Here is a 16,471-nt window from a genome sequence, read left to right as displayed (position 1 = left end):
ATCGCTATTGACGGCAAAACCTTGCGGGGTGCTGTTAATCAACATGGTGCTAAAAATGCGCTACACCTCGTTTCGGCCTTTGATACCGAACAAGGAATTGTGCTGTATCAGCAAGATACACAGACCAAAGGTAACGAAATCGCAACGGTTCAAGCGCTGTTGCACATGTTAGACATTAAAGATGCTGTTGTAACGTTTGATGCACTTCACTGCCAGCGGGAAACGCTTCAACAAATCATCAAAGCTAAAGGCGACTATGTTGTTCAGGTAAAAGGCAACCAACCGCTACTGAGGCAGGCCATTGAGATGCAATTTCAACCTCACTGGGATAACGACGGCGTCGACATATTAAGTATCGAAGAGGATGACAAGGGGCATGGCCGTAAGGAGCGTCGCACAACGTTTCAAATTCCTGCAAAGCTGCCACAGGCGCTCGCGAAAAAGTGGCCATCAGCCAAGTAACTCATAGCAGTTGAGCGTCAACGAACATGTAAAGGCATTGCAACCATAAATACGGATTATTACTTAAGTTCCTTACCTTTAGACGTCGAACTTGCAGCCAAAGCGGTGCGTCAGCATTGGCACATCGAGAACCAGCAACACTGGGTGCTTGACGTCACTTTTAGGGAAGACTGTTCAAGGATTGGTGACCGTGAAAACGCGAAGAAGATGGCGCTATTTCGTCGTATCGTGCTGAACCTTTTAGAGCAGCATCCGCTAAAAGCCAGCAAACCAACCAAGATAAGAAAAGCTGCATGGAATGGCGATTTTAGGAGCGAGATTTTCTTTGGTTAAGAGATTTAACAAAGCTTAATCCCGCCCTGCAGGGTCATGATCACTATACTTGATGCGAAAAGGATACCATACTCTTCGTTTGTTAATTTACCGAACAGCGTTTCAATCGTAAGAAAAAGTAAAGGGCCGATAGCACCCGCACCAAACATAAGGAACATGATGACTGCAATACCAACGACAAACACGCCGATAGATAAGTCATGTTTCTCAAAAAAATTATCTGACATAGACTCTGAATTCCTTATAGCTGACGATTGTTATATTGTAGATTTTTCCACCTGCACGCCTTACTGCTCAGGTTAAGGCTAAAGCTGGCAGCTACTGTATCTTTACATTCTCGTAATATTCATCGAATGGGATATTAGTGGCATAAAGGAATCATAGGGAATATTCATAGTCTATAAAAACCACTTCGGCACCAATTGTATTTGGGTCAGCATCCAGAGCTTTGAATATTCGAATGGTATTGAGTTCGTTCTGTAATCGCAGTGTGAGCAGTTTTTCTTTATTTGCTTGAAATGGAGAGCTTAGTAGGGCATTAGACATAATCATTTCCATTGATAATTTTAAAAATATCCTTATATGCGGCAACACAGTACTAAAATATTGAGCCAATTAATAGGTTATTGTAGAAGTTGCTTAATAAAATTATAAGAAAACGGGAGCCGAAGCTCCCGTTGTTTATCTTGCCTTTGGCAAATGATGATTGGTGATGTTACTCGGCCAGTAATCCGCGGCTACGCAGCAGCGGCTCTATGCCGGCTTCTTTACCGCGGAAGTTTTTATACATCAGCATAGGATCATCGCTGCCGCCTTTCGACAGGATATTATTACGGAAGGAATCCGCAGTGGCCTTGTCGAAAATGCCGTTTTCTTTAAAGGCTTCGAAAGCATCCGCGCCTAAAATATCCGACCACAGGTAGCTGTAGTAGCCTGCAGAATAACCGCCTGCGAAAATATGCGAGAAGTAAGTGCTGCGATAGCGTGGGCTAATTTCTTCAATCAGTCCCATTGCCGCTAACGAGTCCGCTTCAAACTTGGCCGCATCTTTTGGCGTAGTGTCGGTCAGTGTGTGCCAATCTAAATCGAGCTTAGTGGCCGCCATATATTCAACGGTGGCAAAGCCTTGGTTGAACTTGCTGGCCGCTTGGATTTTTTTCACTAATTCTTGTGGGATCACTTCGCCGGTTTTGTAGTGCTTGGCAAATTGAGCTAACACTTCTGGCTGAGTCATCCAGTTTTCATTCACTTGCGATGGGAACTCAACGTAATCGCGAGGAACGGCGGTGCCGCCCTGTGAGCGATATTCCACATTCGATAACATGCCGTGTAGGGCATGGCCAAATTCGTGGAATAGGGTGCTGGCTTCATCGAAGGTCAGCAGCGCTGGCTCATTGCCAGCTGGGCGAGGGTAGTTCAATACGTTAACAATAATAGGTTTAGAATCAACGCCATTCATATTGTATTGTTTGCGGAAGGAATTCATCCAAGCGCCGCCACGTTTGCTGTCGCGGGTGAAATAGTCACCCATAAATATGGCCATCAGCTTGCCGTCTTTATCGTAAACTTCCCAAGTACGGACTTCTGCATTGTATTTGGGTAAGTCGGTACGCTCTTTAAAGGTCAAACCGTATAAACGATTAGCCGTGTAGAACACGCCTTTTAATGTACTGTCGAGTGAGAAATACGGGCGGGTTTGTTGCTCGTTAAAGCTGTACTTAGCGACACGAATTTTGTCGGCGTAGTAATCCCAGTCCCACGCTTGCAGCTTAAATTTGCCACCCTGCGCGTCAATCATGGCTTGCATATCAGCCACTTCGGTTTTGGCTTGGGCTAATGCCGCTGGCCATACTTTGTTGAGCAAGCCGTAGACGTTTTCTGGCGTTTTAGCTGTGCGTTCTTCTAACACGAAATCCGCATGGGTTTTATAGCCCATCAGTTGAGCACGTTCAGCACGCAGGGCGGCAATCTTCGCGAGGATAATCTTGTTATCGTTGGCGTTATTGTTGTTACCGCGCTCGATATAGCCTTTATAGAGTTTTTCACGTAACTGGCGGTTATCGGCATAGGTTAAAAAAGGCGTGATAGAAGGGCGAGAAGTGGTGAATACCCACTTGCCTTCATGGCCACGTTTTTTCGCAGTTTCAAAAGCGGTCGCAATCACATCAGCGGGTAAACCAGCGAGATCGGCTTTGCTATCAACCACTAATTCGAAGGCATTGGTTTCGGCTAATAGATTGTCACCAAAGGCTAAATTGAGTTTACCGATTTCTTCGTTCAATGCGCGCAGTTTGGTTTTATCTTGCTCGCTTAAGTTAGCGCCGCCACGGGTGAAAGATTTATAGGTATCTTCCAGTAATTTGGCTTGGGCCGTGCTGAGTTTTAGGCTGTCTTTCGCGTCGTGAACGGCTTTGACTTTTTGAAACAGTTTGTCATTGAGCAGGATATCGTCTTCGGCGGACGATAACATAGGCGACACTTCTTTGGAGAGTGCTTGCAATGCTGGCGTAGTATCGGCGCCTGTCAGGTTAAAGAAGACGTTAGATACGCGGGTCACTAGATCGCCAGAAAATTCCATGGCTTCAATGGTATTGGCGAAGGTGGGTTTGGCTTTATTATCAACAATCGCTTGAATTTGTTCGTGTTGCTGAGCCACGCCTGCTTTAAAGGCTGGGAGGAAATGCTCTGGCTTGATCTTATCAAAGGCCGGAATTTCCATAAACGTATCATAGGGTTTGAAGAATGGATTGGTCGCATTCTGACTGATAATCTGCGCCGACACGGCATTGGGCGCTGCGTTTGCTTGAACACTGGCATCGGGTTGTTGTGTGCTACAAGCGCCCAAAGTTAAGGCTAAAGCGATGGCACTTAGCGTGAGCTTAGCCGTGCGGGCTTGCGGTTTAAGGGTTAGTCCCTTCATTATTTGTTCCCCGTTAGGTCGATTATTGTTATGGGTGATTGTTTGATGATGGCCATGGATTTCAGCAAAAATTGAAGTCTACGCGCGGCTAAAACCATTAATTTATCTTAATGTGACTGTTTAACATGTATCGGACTAGGGGTTCCATCGATTTTGTGTTTAGTTTGTAACAAATGTTTTGTTTCAGGCTTTTAAGCAAAATAATATGGCAAACTGGCTGAGGCTGTTATCGGGTCTCGGTGCACTTTATTGGCAACATCATTGGTCAAGGCTGTAGTCGAAGATAATAGCCGCAAACACGTCGCAGATGACTGGTATAAGCAACACGTTGCAGTAAACCAGCTTAATCCATTCCAGCTTAATCCATTTTCAACCGTCTCTTGCAGTACGGTCCTAAAACACGAATAACAATAATAGGATCTTCTATGTCTCAATCTGGTATTCAACATGCTCGCGTGCGTCGAGCGTTATCCTTGGCATTACTGACTGCGTCCAGCTGGGTTATGCCGCAGTGTATTGCAGCGCCAGCAACAACAGCGGCCCAAACAAACGTCCCCCAGTTAAGCCAAAATGCACTAAAGGTCGCCGATTATGCGGTCGCAAAATACGATGCGGCTATGGTGCAGAGTTTGACTCAGTTGGTGAGTTTTAATACCCAAGCGGTTGAAGGGCAAACGCCAGATACCAATCCCGCCTTTGTGGGCTTCAAGTCGAGTTTAAAGCAACTCAGTCAGGAGCTCGGGTTAGATTATGCCGATCATGGTTATGTGGTGTTGATTGGCTTAGATGCCAATTCGGCTGTAAACAATGAATCTAAAAAGTTAGGCATAGTCACCCACGGCGATGTGCAACCAGCTAATCCTGCCTTGTGGGCGCAGAGCCCTTATCTGCTTGATACTCAATCGGAACCGGGCAAACTGATTGGCCGCGGCACAGAGGACGACAAGGGTGCCATTGTCACCGCCATGTATGCGATGAAGGCGATTAAAGATAAACACATTAAGCGAGATAGACGTATTGAACTCTTGGTTTATCTTGCTGAAGAGTCCGACTGGGAACCACTGAAAACCTTTTTAGCCAGCTACACGCCAGCGGACATGAACATTACTATTGATGCCGAATACCCCGTGGTTACCGCCGAGAAAGGTTGGAGTAAGATTACCTTTACTGTGCCCAATATTACGATCTCCAATATAGAAGCTAAAGCAGAGGCTTCAACTCAAGCGCCCACGTTAACGGCTTTCTCTGGTGGCTATTTTGCCAGCCAAGTACCGCAGCAGGCTGAAGCAGAAATTGAGGCGGTTTCACCCGCATTACTGACAAAGTTACAGACCAGAGCCGCCGCGCAGCAGGGGATGAAATATCGTTTTGAAAACCATTGCGTCGATAAACAGTGCAACTTGCATATCTTTGCCGACGGTAAAGCCGCCCATTCATCCACTCCTGAAGATGGAGTGAATGCTGTGACCCATTTGGCGGCATTGTTAAGTCCCGAATTGAATGATAAACCTTGGCCGAAAACTAGCGCATCCTTAACTGTCGCCGCCATGAACGAGCTGGTGGGATTAGGCATTTATGCTGAGCAATTTGGTGACTTAGCCTATAAAGATGATTTTATGGGACCGCTGACCTTAGCCCCAACTGTAGTGGTGCAAACGCAGAAGGGCACTGAGGTGACTATTAACTTGCGCCGTCCTGTCGGCAAAACACCAGAGTTACTCGCTAAGCAAGCCCGTGAAGCCTTAGCCCTGTGGCAGGATAAACACCAAGTGCAGCTTGCTGATATCGAAAGTTATTGGGGTGAGCCTATGGTGATGAAGGACGCGCCGCAGCAACAAACCCTGCTCGACGTGTTTGCCCACTTTACTGGCATAGTCGACCCTAAACCCGTTGCAATCGGCGGCTCAACCAACAGTAAATTATTCCCCAATGCCTTAAGTTTTGGCCCTGCCATGCCGGGCGTGGAATACACAGGCCATACCGAAAAAGAGTTCATCACACATAAGCAATTTATGCTGAATCTAAAAATGTACACCGCAGCGTTTATCGAGCTATCGGCGGTTAAATAGCGCTCTTTGTTAAAGTGATTGTGCAATGGCATAAAAGTGTAGGGAGCAATAAAGTCTGATATCAAGTATTAAGCCAAGCATTAAGGGTTAATAGAACTATGGCGGTTAAATCTTAGATTTCCGCCATTCCAACTTGAAATGCTCAAAAGCTCAAAAGCTCAAAGCTAGTGAGTTATATCGTCAGTTGTGCTGCATGAATTGTCATTGTTTCCCCTGTGACTCGCCATAAACTCGTCCCTGAGGGCTCGACTGCGACATCCATGTCGCCAACGGTCACTGTTGCAACAATGCCAATCTTAACTAAGTCCCTAATTCATAAGTCCATCCTAAAAAGCTTTTGCCCCTTTATTGCTTAGTGCAAAAGCTAACACACATCCTGTTCATATATTTTTGACCAATCAAATATAATCCGAAAGCCCATTAGCAACAGGGTAGCCGCATGACTCTGTATGAAAAACGTTCACGACCTCACCCTGCCATTAACATCATTCGGTACAAATAATGAACTAATAATCTGTATAAAAACTGTTACTAAGTAGTATCAGTTGGTAACTAAATGATTTATAGTGGTTTATTTGAACGGTCACACACAGTTCCAACTGTTTTTTTTCATATCTTCTAAGTGAGTACACCAATGAATAATAGGCTTCAAAGTAGTTGGCAAATCAAGACGGTACCAGTTTCAACAGTTAATGATGACAAATTATCCCATGATGTCATTTCTGAATTATTAGACGAAAAAATTGATAGCCTATTTAAAGAAGATAATATCCCTAGCTGTATATGTTTGAATGGAGAGTATGGTAGTGGTAAGTCAACCATTACAAATTTGTTATTTGAAAGGTGGAACGGCTCTACAAATAAAAAAGTTATTCATTTCAATATTTGGCGACATGAAAAAGAAAATACATATTACGCTTTGTTTCGAAACGTTTTTTATGCGTTAACAAACAAAAGAAACCGAGATTTTAGAGATAAAAAATTTTTAGAGACATTGGTATATGAAAATGAAATTTCATCGTTGGACGAAAAGTTTAGTGACTTAGTGTATTCAAGCTTTACCAAAAAAGAAGTTAATCAAAAAAACCTCGATGAAGGAATTGCAAGTTTTATCAAAGAACTTCCTAAGTACACAAAGTTATTAACTTGGGGGGGTTATAAAAACCATTCTATACGGCAGTCTTATTGTCGGAACTTTAGCTGGGCTAATTGATTTCGTAATAGAAAGCAATATTAGCAGTAGTTTTATGTTTGGACTGAAAGCATTTCTAATATCACTAACTTCAACATCCTTAATTTCAGCATTATCAAAGAACATATTTAAAAGCTTACCTACACTTTTTAAATTCCATATCACTCCATCAGAGAAATCAATTTCACTTCCTTCCATCTCTAATACAGAGCAATTACAGTCAGTATTTAGAAATATTTTAAGTAAACATAATGGAAATCCAGAATGTCAAAATTTAGTTATTGTGATTGAAGATGTTGATAGAAAGCATAATGATGAAATCATTAAAACTTTAAATGAATTACGAACGTTTATTGACTTAGGTAAAGCCATCTTCATTATTCCATGTGATTTGAACAACATTCAACGCGCATTTTATGAATCTGCAATTGATAAATCAGAAGGAATAGATGAAAAAGAAGTTCAATGGAAAGCAAAAGATTTTTGTTCAAAAATATTCTCACATACTATAAGTGTTCCGCCACAAAGTCAGTTAGATTTGAGAGAGTTTTTGATTGCAAAAATCAATAATGAAAGTGAATGCCACCCCTTAAACAACCTTTTGGAAAACTCTGGTGAACTGGATTCATTAATTGATATTTTGCTTGTCAGTTCAATAAAGACTCCTCGTGAAGCTATCAACATATTCAACCGTTTTACTTTGCAACTTGAGCATGCTTTGAAATTAGAAAAAAAAGAAAGGAGATTAAAAGTAGGCACTATTTCTAAAAATATTTTACCATATGCCCGTGTGTACATGTTATCTATCTATTATGGACTGGAAAAAAACCTCCTGAAGTTCCCAGAACTTCCAACTTGGATTGTTAATCACTTTAGAACAAGAACAAACCACTTTGAGTTAGTCGCCCCAGAAGCCACAGCTATTGACTTAGGTGACAATATTCCAAAATATGCACACCAATACTTTAAAGGATTAATTAAAAATGGTGTTGTTAATTTAGAAGTTGAAGAATTTGTCAGTCGAACAGAAATTTATGACTCTTCATTAATTAAAGCCTTTATTTATTTGGATGAATTATCTTACAGTGGTGTGGTAGGCAATGAAATTTATAACAGAGTGTCAAACGCTCTAAAAACTAGAAATATGATAGTGTTAAACAACTTTATTAATAAAGAGAAGGATGAGATATCTGAAGTCATTAGTAAAATCACAGACAACTTAAATTATAGCTCTGATTTCACTACATATATCCCAAGCCTTGTGGAACTGGTTTCATCAATTTCTCCTCTACATCAAAGAAAAATAGTGAACTTTATTATTGAGCACTTTGACAGGATTAATCCAAAAACTTTATATTCTTTTGATTCTGAAGTAATAGATATAGTTTTTTCAATAGCGAGTTTCAACAACCGCAAAGCAAAAAGTCGATATTTTGATGTTTTGAGTAAAGATAAAGAATCAATAAGTGATTATTGTACACCAGATAAATTATTTGAAATTGTTATGATGTTAATTAAAAATATAGATAAAAATCCCAATTATGTAGATGCCGCAACTATCTGTTTACTTAACACTTTTGTTAATATCCCTACTGCTGACGAAGATAATGAGGTTTTACAGCGTGATGGATACATTGAAGTCTTAAGTACTCTTGATAAAAAAACAATTATCACTCTATTTTCATCAAAAATATTACTAAGGTTTACAGATGATTTGGATAAGTATTTAGCTTACAGTAGTGATGCAGAAAGTGCAGTAAAGGTAATTGATAAATTAATTTCAATATTTATTGAAATTGATAAGGCCACAACTATTTCAGCTATTACAAGTCTCCCACTCTTTGAAAATGAAGGATTACAACTTTGGTTTGTACGCTTAGTAAAAAAACACCAAGAATACTTTAAAGAAAAAAATAATTTACTAAAAGCTTCTAAATTGATTAAAGAAACAATATTTGACGAATATTTAACTGAGGAAGCATTTGCGGATAATAAGGAGTTACTCACCAATGCAATTACTCAATTTGCTCAGTTAGATACATATGCATTTAAGAATTTTGATTCTAAAAACACAGATGAATATTATAGTTTATTAGATTTGTACAAAGAGCATATAGGGGCTGGGACTGCGAACTTTGAGTTTTTAGAATTTATGTTTAATTTTATTTGTATTTATGAAACAGTTGCAAACTATAATTTTACTAATTATTTATTTGATTCGATCATCCCATTCCTTAAAGTTAATTTGATTAATCATTCTATTACTTCGGATGCATTTGAGAAAAGTAAGGCTCTTGCTAATTTTATAGTTAGAGCGGGTTTAATAAAGAAGAATGCAAATGGTTCGTCAGAATTAATGAATTTTTTATTGAAGCAAATGCAGGCCCACATTAATCAAAATCAGGCGAATACAGAGATTTCATCGGCACTATTTGAATTCATAAACATTCTTAATGGTGTCGATAATGTTAGCAGTGACCTTGCAAAATGGGTTGAAAGCTCAGGTCTTAAGTTAGTAGTTAATAACGTTCAATTAACATATTATCGAGATTATTTAAACATTATTGATTTGGTAAAACATGATCTATCGGAAGAATACCTCACTCAAATGATATCAGTGCTCCATTCATTAGTTACTACATACCCTGGTAATGAAGCATATGTTTTACTAGCGTGGCAATGGCTTGATAAAATATCCTCAATTGATAACTCACCATCTACCTTTAAAACAATGATTGGTAAATATATTTTCACTAACATTGTCCACAAAGAGAGCTATTTCAAAGGGAGTCATCAATTAAATGTTGTTAACATTTTAGCCAATTTATCGCCTTATGAAGTAGATTCTGAACAAAAATCATATAATGATTTTTTACTTTGGTCTGTAGAGGAATACCCAGAGCTGATTAATATTTTAGCAGACAACGTGATATTTTTTGAAAATCCCGATATGTATAAAGCTATAGCTATTATTTCAGAGTCTGAACAATGGGGATTGATATTAAGTAAAATCAACAATGATACAAGTAAATATGATTCATTTATCGAATACTTAATAGTTGAACAGCAAGATAAACCCTTAATTAGGGAAGCACATGGTAAAACATCTTCATACCTTAATTGGAGTAATATAAGTAAACGTTCTGTAAAACGTATTGCAGAGAGCCTTAATTTTGCTAAAGCATCTTTTATTAACTCTTTGGACAATAGCATTGTTTGCAACTTCAATATCATTGACATTGAAGGTGAGTTTGAAAAATTGATAACAGAGCTATTGAAAGATAACATGGATAATAAAATTCTTTCACTTGCTTTAATTGATAAATTTCAATTCCCAATAAATAGAACATCCTCGCTTTTTAATGTTATAAAAGCTAACTTTGTAGATGCTTGTGATATCAATACAGACTTTGATACATTGCAATATTTAAAAAATTGGTTAAAGAAGAATAACCTCACTAGAGATTCGGGAATCAACCACAAATTGAAAGAGCTTCAAAAGTTAGCTGATGGCCAAAAGGAAAGACAAATAACTATGCTGATTAAGTATTAAAACACTATATAAAGGAATGTGTAGTGACACGGTGGAACTGGTCTGCTAAAAATATATTGGAAGATACTGCTGTTTAGATTACAAAAGGACGGGGGAATCCTCCCCCCGACTTGAATCTAAATTTTAGTAAATTAAATTTATTACTACACCTAACAACTAAGACCAAGTATGAATTTTGTTATGGACTATTGGCCCTAGTTTTTAAATATTAGGATCAAATTAACAAAGCCAGCCATTTAGGACTTGCACTATAATTCAGATACTTTTTCTAATCTGAGTTGGCTGGATTCGAGTAAATAATCTAGCTCGTTTCTGTCCAAAAGCGTACAGGGTATCTCCTTCATACAGACAGGTTACACTAGTGCCAAAAAGGTGAGCCATGGCGATTAGCGAGACGACCGTCCGCCCCATGGATGGGGCGGTCGAGCATCCAAGGACGGACTAGCTGCGTGTCGGAGAGTGAATGCCATGGCAAGCCTATATTAGTGGATACCAGCCAACGCTAAGATCCCAATAACTGACATTACAGTTTACCAATGAATTTTGTACAGAAGTGCGTTAGGTCTCAGTAGATACTTCATGACTCACCTGTCGCTTCATCAAATTAAAAGTTAACGTAAATCAGCATGATAAGGTGTAATCTAAAAGAATAAAAAGCCCTGCTTATACAGTGATGTATAGCAGGGCTTTTTGATTGCGAGTTTGTATTCGTTGAGCGGAAGGACAAGCTTTACTCAGGGTTTATGACCTAGATCGAATAGGTCATAAATCCTTTTATCTCATCCACCTATTTCTCTCACCCATTTCTTTACACTCATCTCTTTCACTAAAATTGTCATCATGGAGATGCTAGTAGCCGATGGCTTCGCTACCTGAGTGGCGTGGATCAGACGCGCCAAAAATTCCTTGTTCGGTCACCATGATTGATTGTGTACTGCCCATAGCGGACTGTACTTTCACTTTGTGGCCTTTGGCTTCGAGCAGGGAAATGGTATCGCGGTTTAAGCTGGATTCGACTCGTAGCTCATCGGGCAGCCATTGATGGTGCACCCGCGCCGCATTACTGGCTTCGGCGATGTTTAATCCATGGTCGATCACATTCATGATGATCTGCAGTGTGGTGGTGATAATGCGTGAACCGCCGGGGCTGCCAGTGACGAGGAAGGGCTTGCCATCTTTCATCACAATAGTGGGGCTCATGGAGCTCAATGGGCGCTTATTGCCTTCGACCGCATTGGCATCACCGCCGACTAAACCGTAGCCGTTTGGCACGCCGGGTTTGGCCGAGAAATCATCCATCTCGTTATTGAGCAAAATGCCAGTTCCTTTGGCCACTAAACCTGAGCCGTAGCTGAAGTTTAAGGTGTAAGTGTTTGAAACTGCATTGCCCCATTTATCCACTACCGAGAAGTGAGTGGTTTGGTCGCTCTCATAGGGCGCGAGTTTACCTGGCTTGATTTCGGCGCTTGGCGTTGTCTTATTCATCGCGATTTGGCTGGCGATTTTTTGGGCGTAGTCCTTACTGGTTAAGGCTTTGACGGGCACCTTATAAAAGTCGGGATCGCCTAAGTATTCGCTGCGATCGGCATAGGCGTGCTTCATGGTTTCTGCCATCAGATGAATGGTCTGCGCCGTATTGTGGCCGAGTTTATCAATCGGGAATTGTTGCAACACATTAAGCATTTCTATGATGTGCACGCCGCCCGATGATGGCGGTGGCATAGACACAACCTCGTAGCCACGGTATTCGCCGCGCACGGGTTCGCGTTCTACAACCTTATAATTTTTAAGGTCGTCTAAAGTCATAATGCCGCCAGCGTCTTTCACCGCATTGATGAGTTTAGTGGCGGTTTCACCTTCGTAGAATCCTTTGGTGCCTTTTTCAGCGATCAGACTTAATGAATGAGCAAGCTCAGGTTGTTTAAGAATATCATCAACTTGATAGTCACTGCCGTCGGCTTTGTAGAAGATAGCAGCCGTGGTTGGCCATTGGGTCATGCGGCGTTTTAGACCTGCAAGAGATTCGGCAAGATCTGGCGTCACGCTAATGCCTTCCTGCGCCATTTTAATTGCGGGCGCGGCGACTTGGGCGAGTGTCATAGTGCCATATTTTTCAAGGGCTAAGCTCATGCCCATCACGGTACCTGGGACACCCACAGCAAGGCCGTGTTCGCGGCTCAGCTTCTCAACTGCATCGCCATTCTCATCGAGGAAAATGTCTTTTTTGGCTTTAGATGGCGCCATTTCACGGTAATCGATTGCGATGGTTTTGTTTTCTTTAGCAATATGCACCAGCATAAAACCGCCGCCACCGATATTGCCTGCACGCGGTAAAGTGACAGCCAAACTGAAGGCCACGGCCACGGCCGCATCAACGGCATTGCCGCCTTGTTTTAGGATCTCAACGCCAGTGCGACTGGCGAGTGTTTCTTGGCTGGCAACCATGCCATGCTTGGCCCACACAGGTTGTGCTGTGGCCATCTGGCTGAAAATTGACGATTCTTCGGCAAGCAGACTGGGTGATGATAGTAGGGGAAGCGCCATGGCAATGGCGAGAATAAGAGGTCTAAAAGGTCTTGTTGGACGCATACTCAATCCTGAATTTATTTTCATTATGGCTATGCAATGTGCCGAGAATTAGGCTTAATTGCAACCTTGTATATTAGTTAAGATCCGTAAAGGACGAGAATTTACCCAATGAGACAGCTTATCTTGGCCTTTACGAGCTCAATGTCGGACATATCGGCCAGTGCGTGGAATGCCGTTATGGGGAAGGCGAATCCCTTCTGTCGCCATGAGTTTCTGTTGGCGCTTGAGCAGAGCCATTCGGCCTGCGCTGCAACGGGTTGGACGCCGCGGCATTTATGCGTGTTTGATGTGGGTGACAGATTAAATGAAGTCGTAAGTACCGATAAAAGCTTGTCGCCTTTGGCTGCAGGAGCCCTGATAAGCCGGCAAGCGGCTAAGCACTTCAATCCATTATCGCTAGTGGCGGTGATGCCCTTGTATCAAAAGTCTCACTCCTACGGCGAGTACGTGTTCGATTGGGCGTGGGCCGAAGCCTATGAGCGCCATGGACTCGATTATTATCCCAAATGGGTGAATGCAATCCCTTTTACCCCAGTGCAAGGGCGAAGGATGGGCATTCATTCTGCATTAGATAGCGTTGAGCAACTGCGCGTGGCGCAATTACTGCTGCTGACATTGAATCGCCGGCTAACATCAGAGCTGTTTGCGTCAGAGCCTTGTGTGTTAGAGCAAGGTGATGCGGTTTTTGATGAGTCAGAGCTTAATCAGTCCGTTGTTGATGAAGCTGATCTTGATGGGTCAATGCAAAGCGTTAAAGATCAGGGCGACAGCCCGATTTCTTCATGGCATAGCTTATTTGTTACCCCAAGCCAAACGCCGTTATTTGAAGGCTTGCCCAATCCGCTGTTAAAACGCTTAGGCACGCAGTTCCATTGGCATAATCGCGGTTATCGCGACTTTGATGATTTTCTGGCGGGCTTTAGTTCGCGCAAACGTAAGAATATCTTGAAGGAGCGGGCGCAGTTACAGCCTTTTAATCTTAAGTTTCACTTTGTCGAAGGTGAACACATTACCGCTTCACAATGGCAGACGTTTATCCAATGTTATCAATTAACTTACCTTAAGCGCTCCGGTCATCGCGGCTATTTAACGCCGACCTTTTTTCAGCTGTTGGGGGAACAACTCGCCGCGCAAGTCTTACTGTTGGTGGTCGAAGATGCCAAGGGCGAGATGGTAGCCGGCGCCTTGTATCTCAAAGGCGAGAATACTCAAGGGCAAAAATGCTTATATGGCCGTTATTGGGGGACAACGGTTGAGCTCGACGGCTTGCATTTTGAGGCCTGTTATTATCAAGGCATTCAATACTGTATTGAACATGGATTCCAAATGTTTAATGCGGGGGCACAGGGGGAGCATAAGGTGCTGCGCGGCTTTGAACCTGTTGAAATGTATTCCTACCATAATATTGCCCATTTAGGATTTAGGGCGGCGATTGCCGATTTTGTTGAGCAAGAAGCACAGCAAATGCAGCAATATATGGCGCAGATGCGAGCTGTTTTGCCCTACAAAAAAGAGCCCTAATAAAAGATCGAGTTAACGGGACTTTATTGGGCTCTCATTTATGTCGTGCTTGTTCAACCTATGTAGTACAACCTAAGCAGTTCTATCTAAGCTGTTAATTCAAACGGTTAGTTATGAATATTGGCTATGAATGTTAGCTCATGGCTAACCACACGCCCACGCCTATCATCAGGCTGCCTGCAATGCGGTTTAACCAGCGAATATTATCGCCGCGGCTTAGGAAAATACGTAGGCTTTTGCCGCCGCTGGCGTAGGCGAGCATAGAGGTAAACTCGGTCACCATGATAATGCTCAGCAGCGCGAGCAGCTGCGGCGCAACTTCGCGCTCGGCATTGATAAAAGGTGGCAGCAGCGACACCATAAATGCCCAACCTTTAGGATTGGCAATGGCGGTAATAAAGCCTTGGGAGATCAAGGTTAAATTGCTGGCTCTGGGGTTAGTGTCGTCATCGCTTAACATGGCCATCTTGCCGCGGGCGCGCCACATCTGTACGCCGATAAAGCCTAAATAAATTCCGCCAACCCATTTAAAGATTTGAAAGACTTCGGGATAGTTGAGCATGATACTGGCAACGCCCATCACTGCGGCTGTCGCCACTAACGCTACGCCTACCAGTTCACCCAGCATCATCCACAGGGTGCGGCGCACACCTATGCTCATGCCCAGTGTCATGGCGAGCGTCATGCACATGCCCGGCGTGATAGAAACAAAGAAGAAGGTCGGGATAAACACTGCAAGTAAGGCAAAATCTGGCATGGTTTGGTCATTCTTGGGTGAAGATGAGAAGGCCGATAGTGTAATGAAAACTGCGGGTTTAGCCAATGTGCGTCCCGTTTTTTTCGATGAGTAACTGTAACTTAGTATGTAAACAATTCATCTTTTTGGGATGTTTACTCTGTTATCACCACAAGACCTTGCTATTTATCTATCGAGTTTGCCCAGCTGATCCCCATCTTTGCGGTACAAAGTGTGCCGTATTAGCGATAGATGAGAGATTAACATTGTCATATTTTCTGTTTGTCACTTTTGTTACTTTTATTAATTTAGTCACTTGAGCTTGAATGCTGAGGTTTGGTAGGGTGACAGCATGAGATTAACTGCAGGGGATGCATTATGGTTGAGAGTAAAGGGACTGAAATAAAACAGACAGAGAAACAAAAAATGTTAGCGGGTCAGCCCTATAAGGCATGGGATGATGAGCTATTAGCTGAGCGGATGCGGGCGAAATCCGTTTGCCATCAGTTTAATCTGGCCGAACCGACTCAGCTTGATGCCCGAATGGAGCATCTTCGTGGCCTGCTCGATATTCAACACTGCGGCCATATTGAGCCCAATTTTTTTTGTGACTACGGTTATAACATTCATATTGGTAAACAATTTTACGCTAATCATAATCTAACCATATTAGACGTTTGCTCAGTCTCGATTGGCGATAACGTGATGTTTGGTCCCCATGTGATGATTTCTACCGCAACGCATCCTATCGATCCCATTGCGCGGCAAACGACGGAATACGGCGCGCCAATTCAAATCGGTAATAATGTCTGGCTTGGGGGGAATGTCTCAGTGTTGCCCGGTGTGACCATTGGCGATAATTGTGTCATCGGTGCCGGTAGCGTAGTGAATAAGAGCATTCCGGCGAACTGTGTGGCGGCTGGCAACCCTTGTAAGGTTATCAAACCCATCAATGTGGAATAAGCAGTTAAGCCGAAGCCGTGTGATTGGCGTCAATGCTGATGCTGATTTAGATGACGATTTAGATAGTCGTAGAAACAAAAACGGTACGCAGTGCGTACCGTTTTTTATTGTCATCCCAAAACCACCGCCTCTG

At 42.4% G+C, this 16,471-nt stretch carries 10 protein-coding genes and 1 pseudogene; 6 read left to right on the top strand and 5 right to left on the bottom strand.

Annotated features, from left to right (window positions below):
- Positions 1-795, top strand: a pseudogene (locus NE536_RS21150) (ISAs1-like element ISSba1 family transposase); the annotation flags it as partial.
- Between the two features lie 5 nt (positions 796-800).
- Here the strand turns inward: NE536_RS21150 and NE536_RS21145 are convergent.
- The 3 genes from NE536_RS21145 to NE536_RS21135 all read right to left on the bottom strand — a co-directional run bounded on the left by NE536_RS21145 (position 801) and on the right by NE536_RS21135 (position 3,715).
- Positions 801-1,022, bottom strand: coding sequence for a hypothetical protein (locus NE536_RS21145; RefSeq protein ID WP_261273940.1), 222 nt, complete (start codon positions 1,020-1,022; stop codon positions 801-803).
- Positions 1,023-1,173: 151 nt separating this feature from the next.
- The gene (locus NE536_RS21140) at positions 1,174-1,341 is read right to left on the bottom strand and encodes a hypothetical protein (protein WP_014615331.1); all 168 of its coding nucleotides are present in this window, start codon (positions 1,339-1,341) and stop codon (positions 1,174-1,176) included.
- Positions 1,342-1,510: 169 nt separating this feature from the next.
- The gene (locus NE536_RS21135; protein ID WP_261273939.1) at positions 1,511-3,715 is read right to left on the bottom strand and encodes a M3 family metallopeptidase; all 2,205 of its coding nucleotides are present in this window, start codon (positions 3,713-3,715) and stop codon (positions 1,511-1,513) included.
- Positions 3,716-4,140: 425 nt separating this feature from the next.
- Here NE536_RS21135 and NE536_RS21130 point away from each other — a divergent pair, with 425 nt between their 5' ends.
- The 3 genes from NE536_RS21130 to NE536_RS21120 all read left to right on the top strand — a co-directional run bounded on the left by NE536_RS21130 (position 4,141) and on the right by NE536_RS21120 (position 10,529).
- On the top strand, positions 4,141-5,784 hold the full coding sequence (locus tag NE536_RS21130; RefSeq protein WP_261273938.1) for a dipeptidase: 1,644 nt from the start codon (positions 4,141-4,143) through the stop codon (positions 5,782-5,784).
- Positions 5,785-6,418: 634 nt separating this feature from the next.
- Positions 6,419-6,997: a KAP family NTPase gene (locus tag NE536_RS21125; protein WP_261273937.1), complete on the top strand. Its 579-nt coding sequence runs from the start codon at positions 6,419-6,421 to the stop codon at positions 6,995-6,997.
- A 34-nt stretch (positions 6,998-7,031) separates the two neighbouring features.
- A complete protein-coding gene (locus NE536_RS21120) occupies positions 7,032-10,529 on the top strand; it encodes a KAP family NTPase (RefSeq protein WP_261273936.1) in 3,498 nt (1,165 codons plus the stop codon).
- A gap of 849 nt (positions 10,530-11,378) precedes the next feature.
- Here the strand turns inward: NE536_RS21120 and ggt are convergent.
- On the bottom strand, positions 11,379-13,118 hold the full coding sequence (gene ggt, locus NE536_RS21115; protein WP_012089519.1) for a gamma-glutamyltransferase: 1,740 nt from the start codon (positions 13,116-13,118) through the stop codon (positions 11,379-11,381).
- A 108-nt stretch (positions 13,119-13,226) separates the two neighbouring features.
- Here ggt and NE536_RS21110 point away from each other — a divergent pair, with 108 nt between their 5' ends.
- Positions 13,227-14,639: a GNAT family N-acetyltransferase gene (locus tag NE536_RS21110; protein WP_261273935.1), complete on the top strand. Its 1,413-nt coding sequence runs from the start codon at positions 13,227-13,229 to the stop codon at positions 14,637-14,639.
- Positions 14,640-14,772: 133 nt separating this feature from the next.
- Here NE536_RS21110 and NE536_RS21105 read toward each other — a convergent pair whose 3' ends face one another.
- Positions 14,773-15,396 carry a LysE family translocator gene (locus NE536_RS21105; protein ID WP_071939302.1) on the bottom strand — a complete coding sequence of 208 codons (624 nt, stop codon included), beginning with the start codon at positions 15,394-15,396 and terminating at the stop codon, positions 14,773-14,775.
- 357 nt (positions 15,397-15,753) lie between these two features.
- On the opposite strand from NE536_RS21105, the gene NE536_RS21100 reads away from it, so the two are divergent.
- Positions 15,754-16,338, top strand: a complete 585-nt coding sequence (locus tag NE536_RS21100) for a sugar O-acetyltransferase (protein WP_261273934.1) — start codon at positions 15,754-15,756, stop codon at positions 16,336-16,338.
- The last annotated feature ends 133 nt before the right edge of the window (positions 16,339-16,471 follow it).

Origin of the sequence: Shewanella septentrionalis, from assembly GCF_025370265.1 — a bacterium.
Taxonomy (GTDB): domain Bacteria; phylum Pseudomonadota; class Gammaproteobacteria; order Enterobacterales; family Shewanellaceae; genus Shewanella; species Shewanella hafniensis.
Note: the sequence above shows the minus strand (reverse complement) of the source record. Positions and strands in the feature narration are given on the sequence as shown.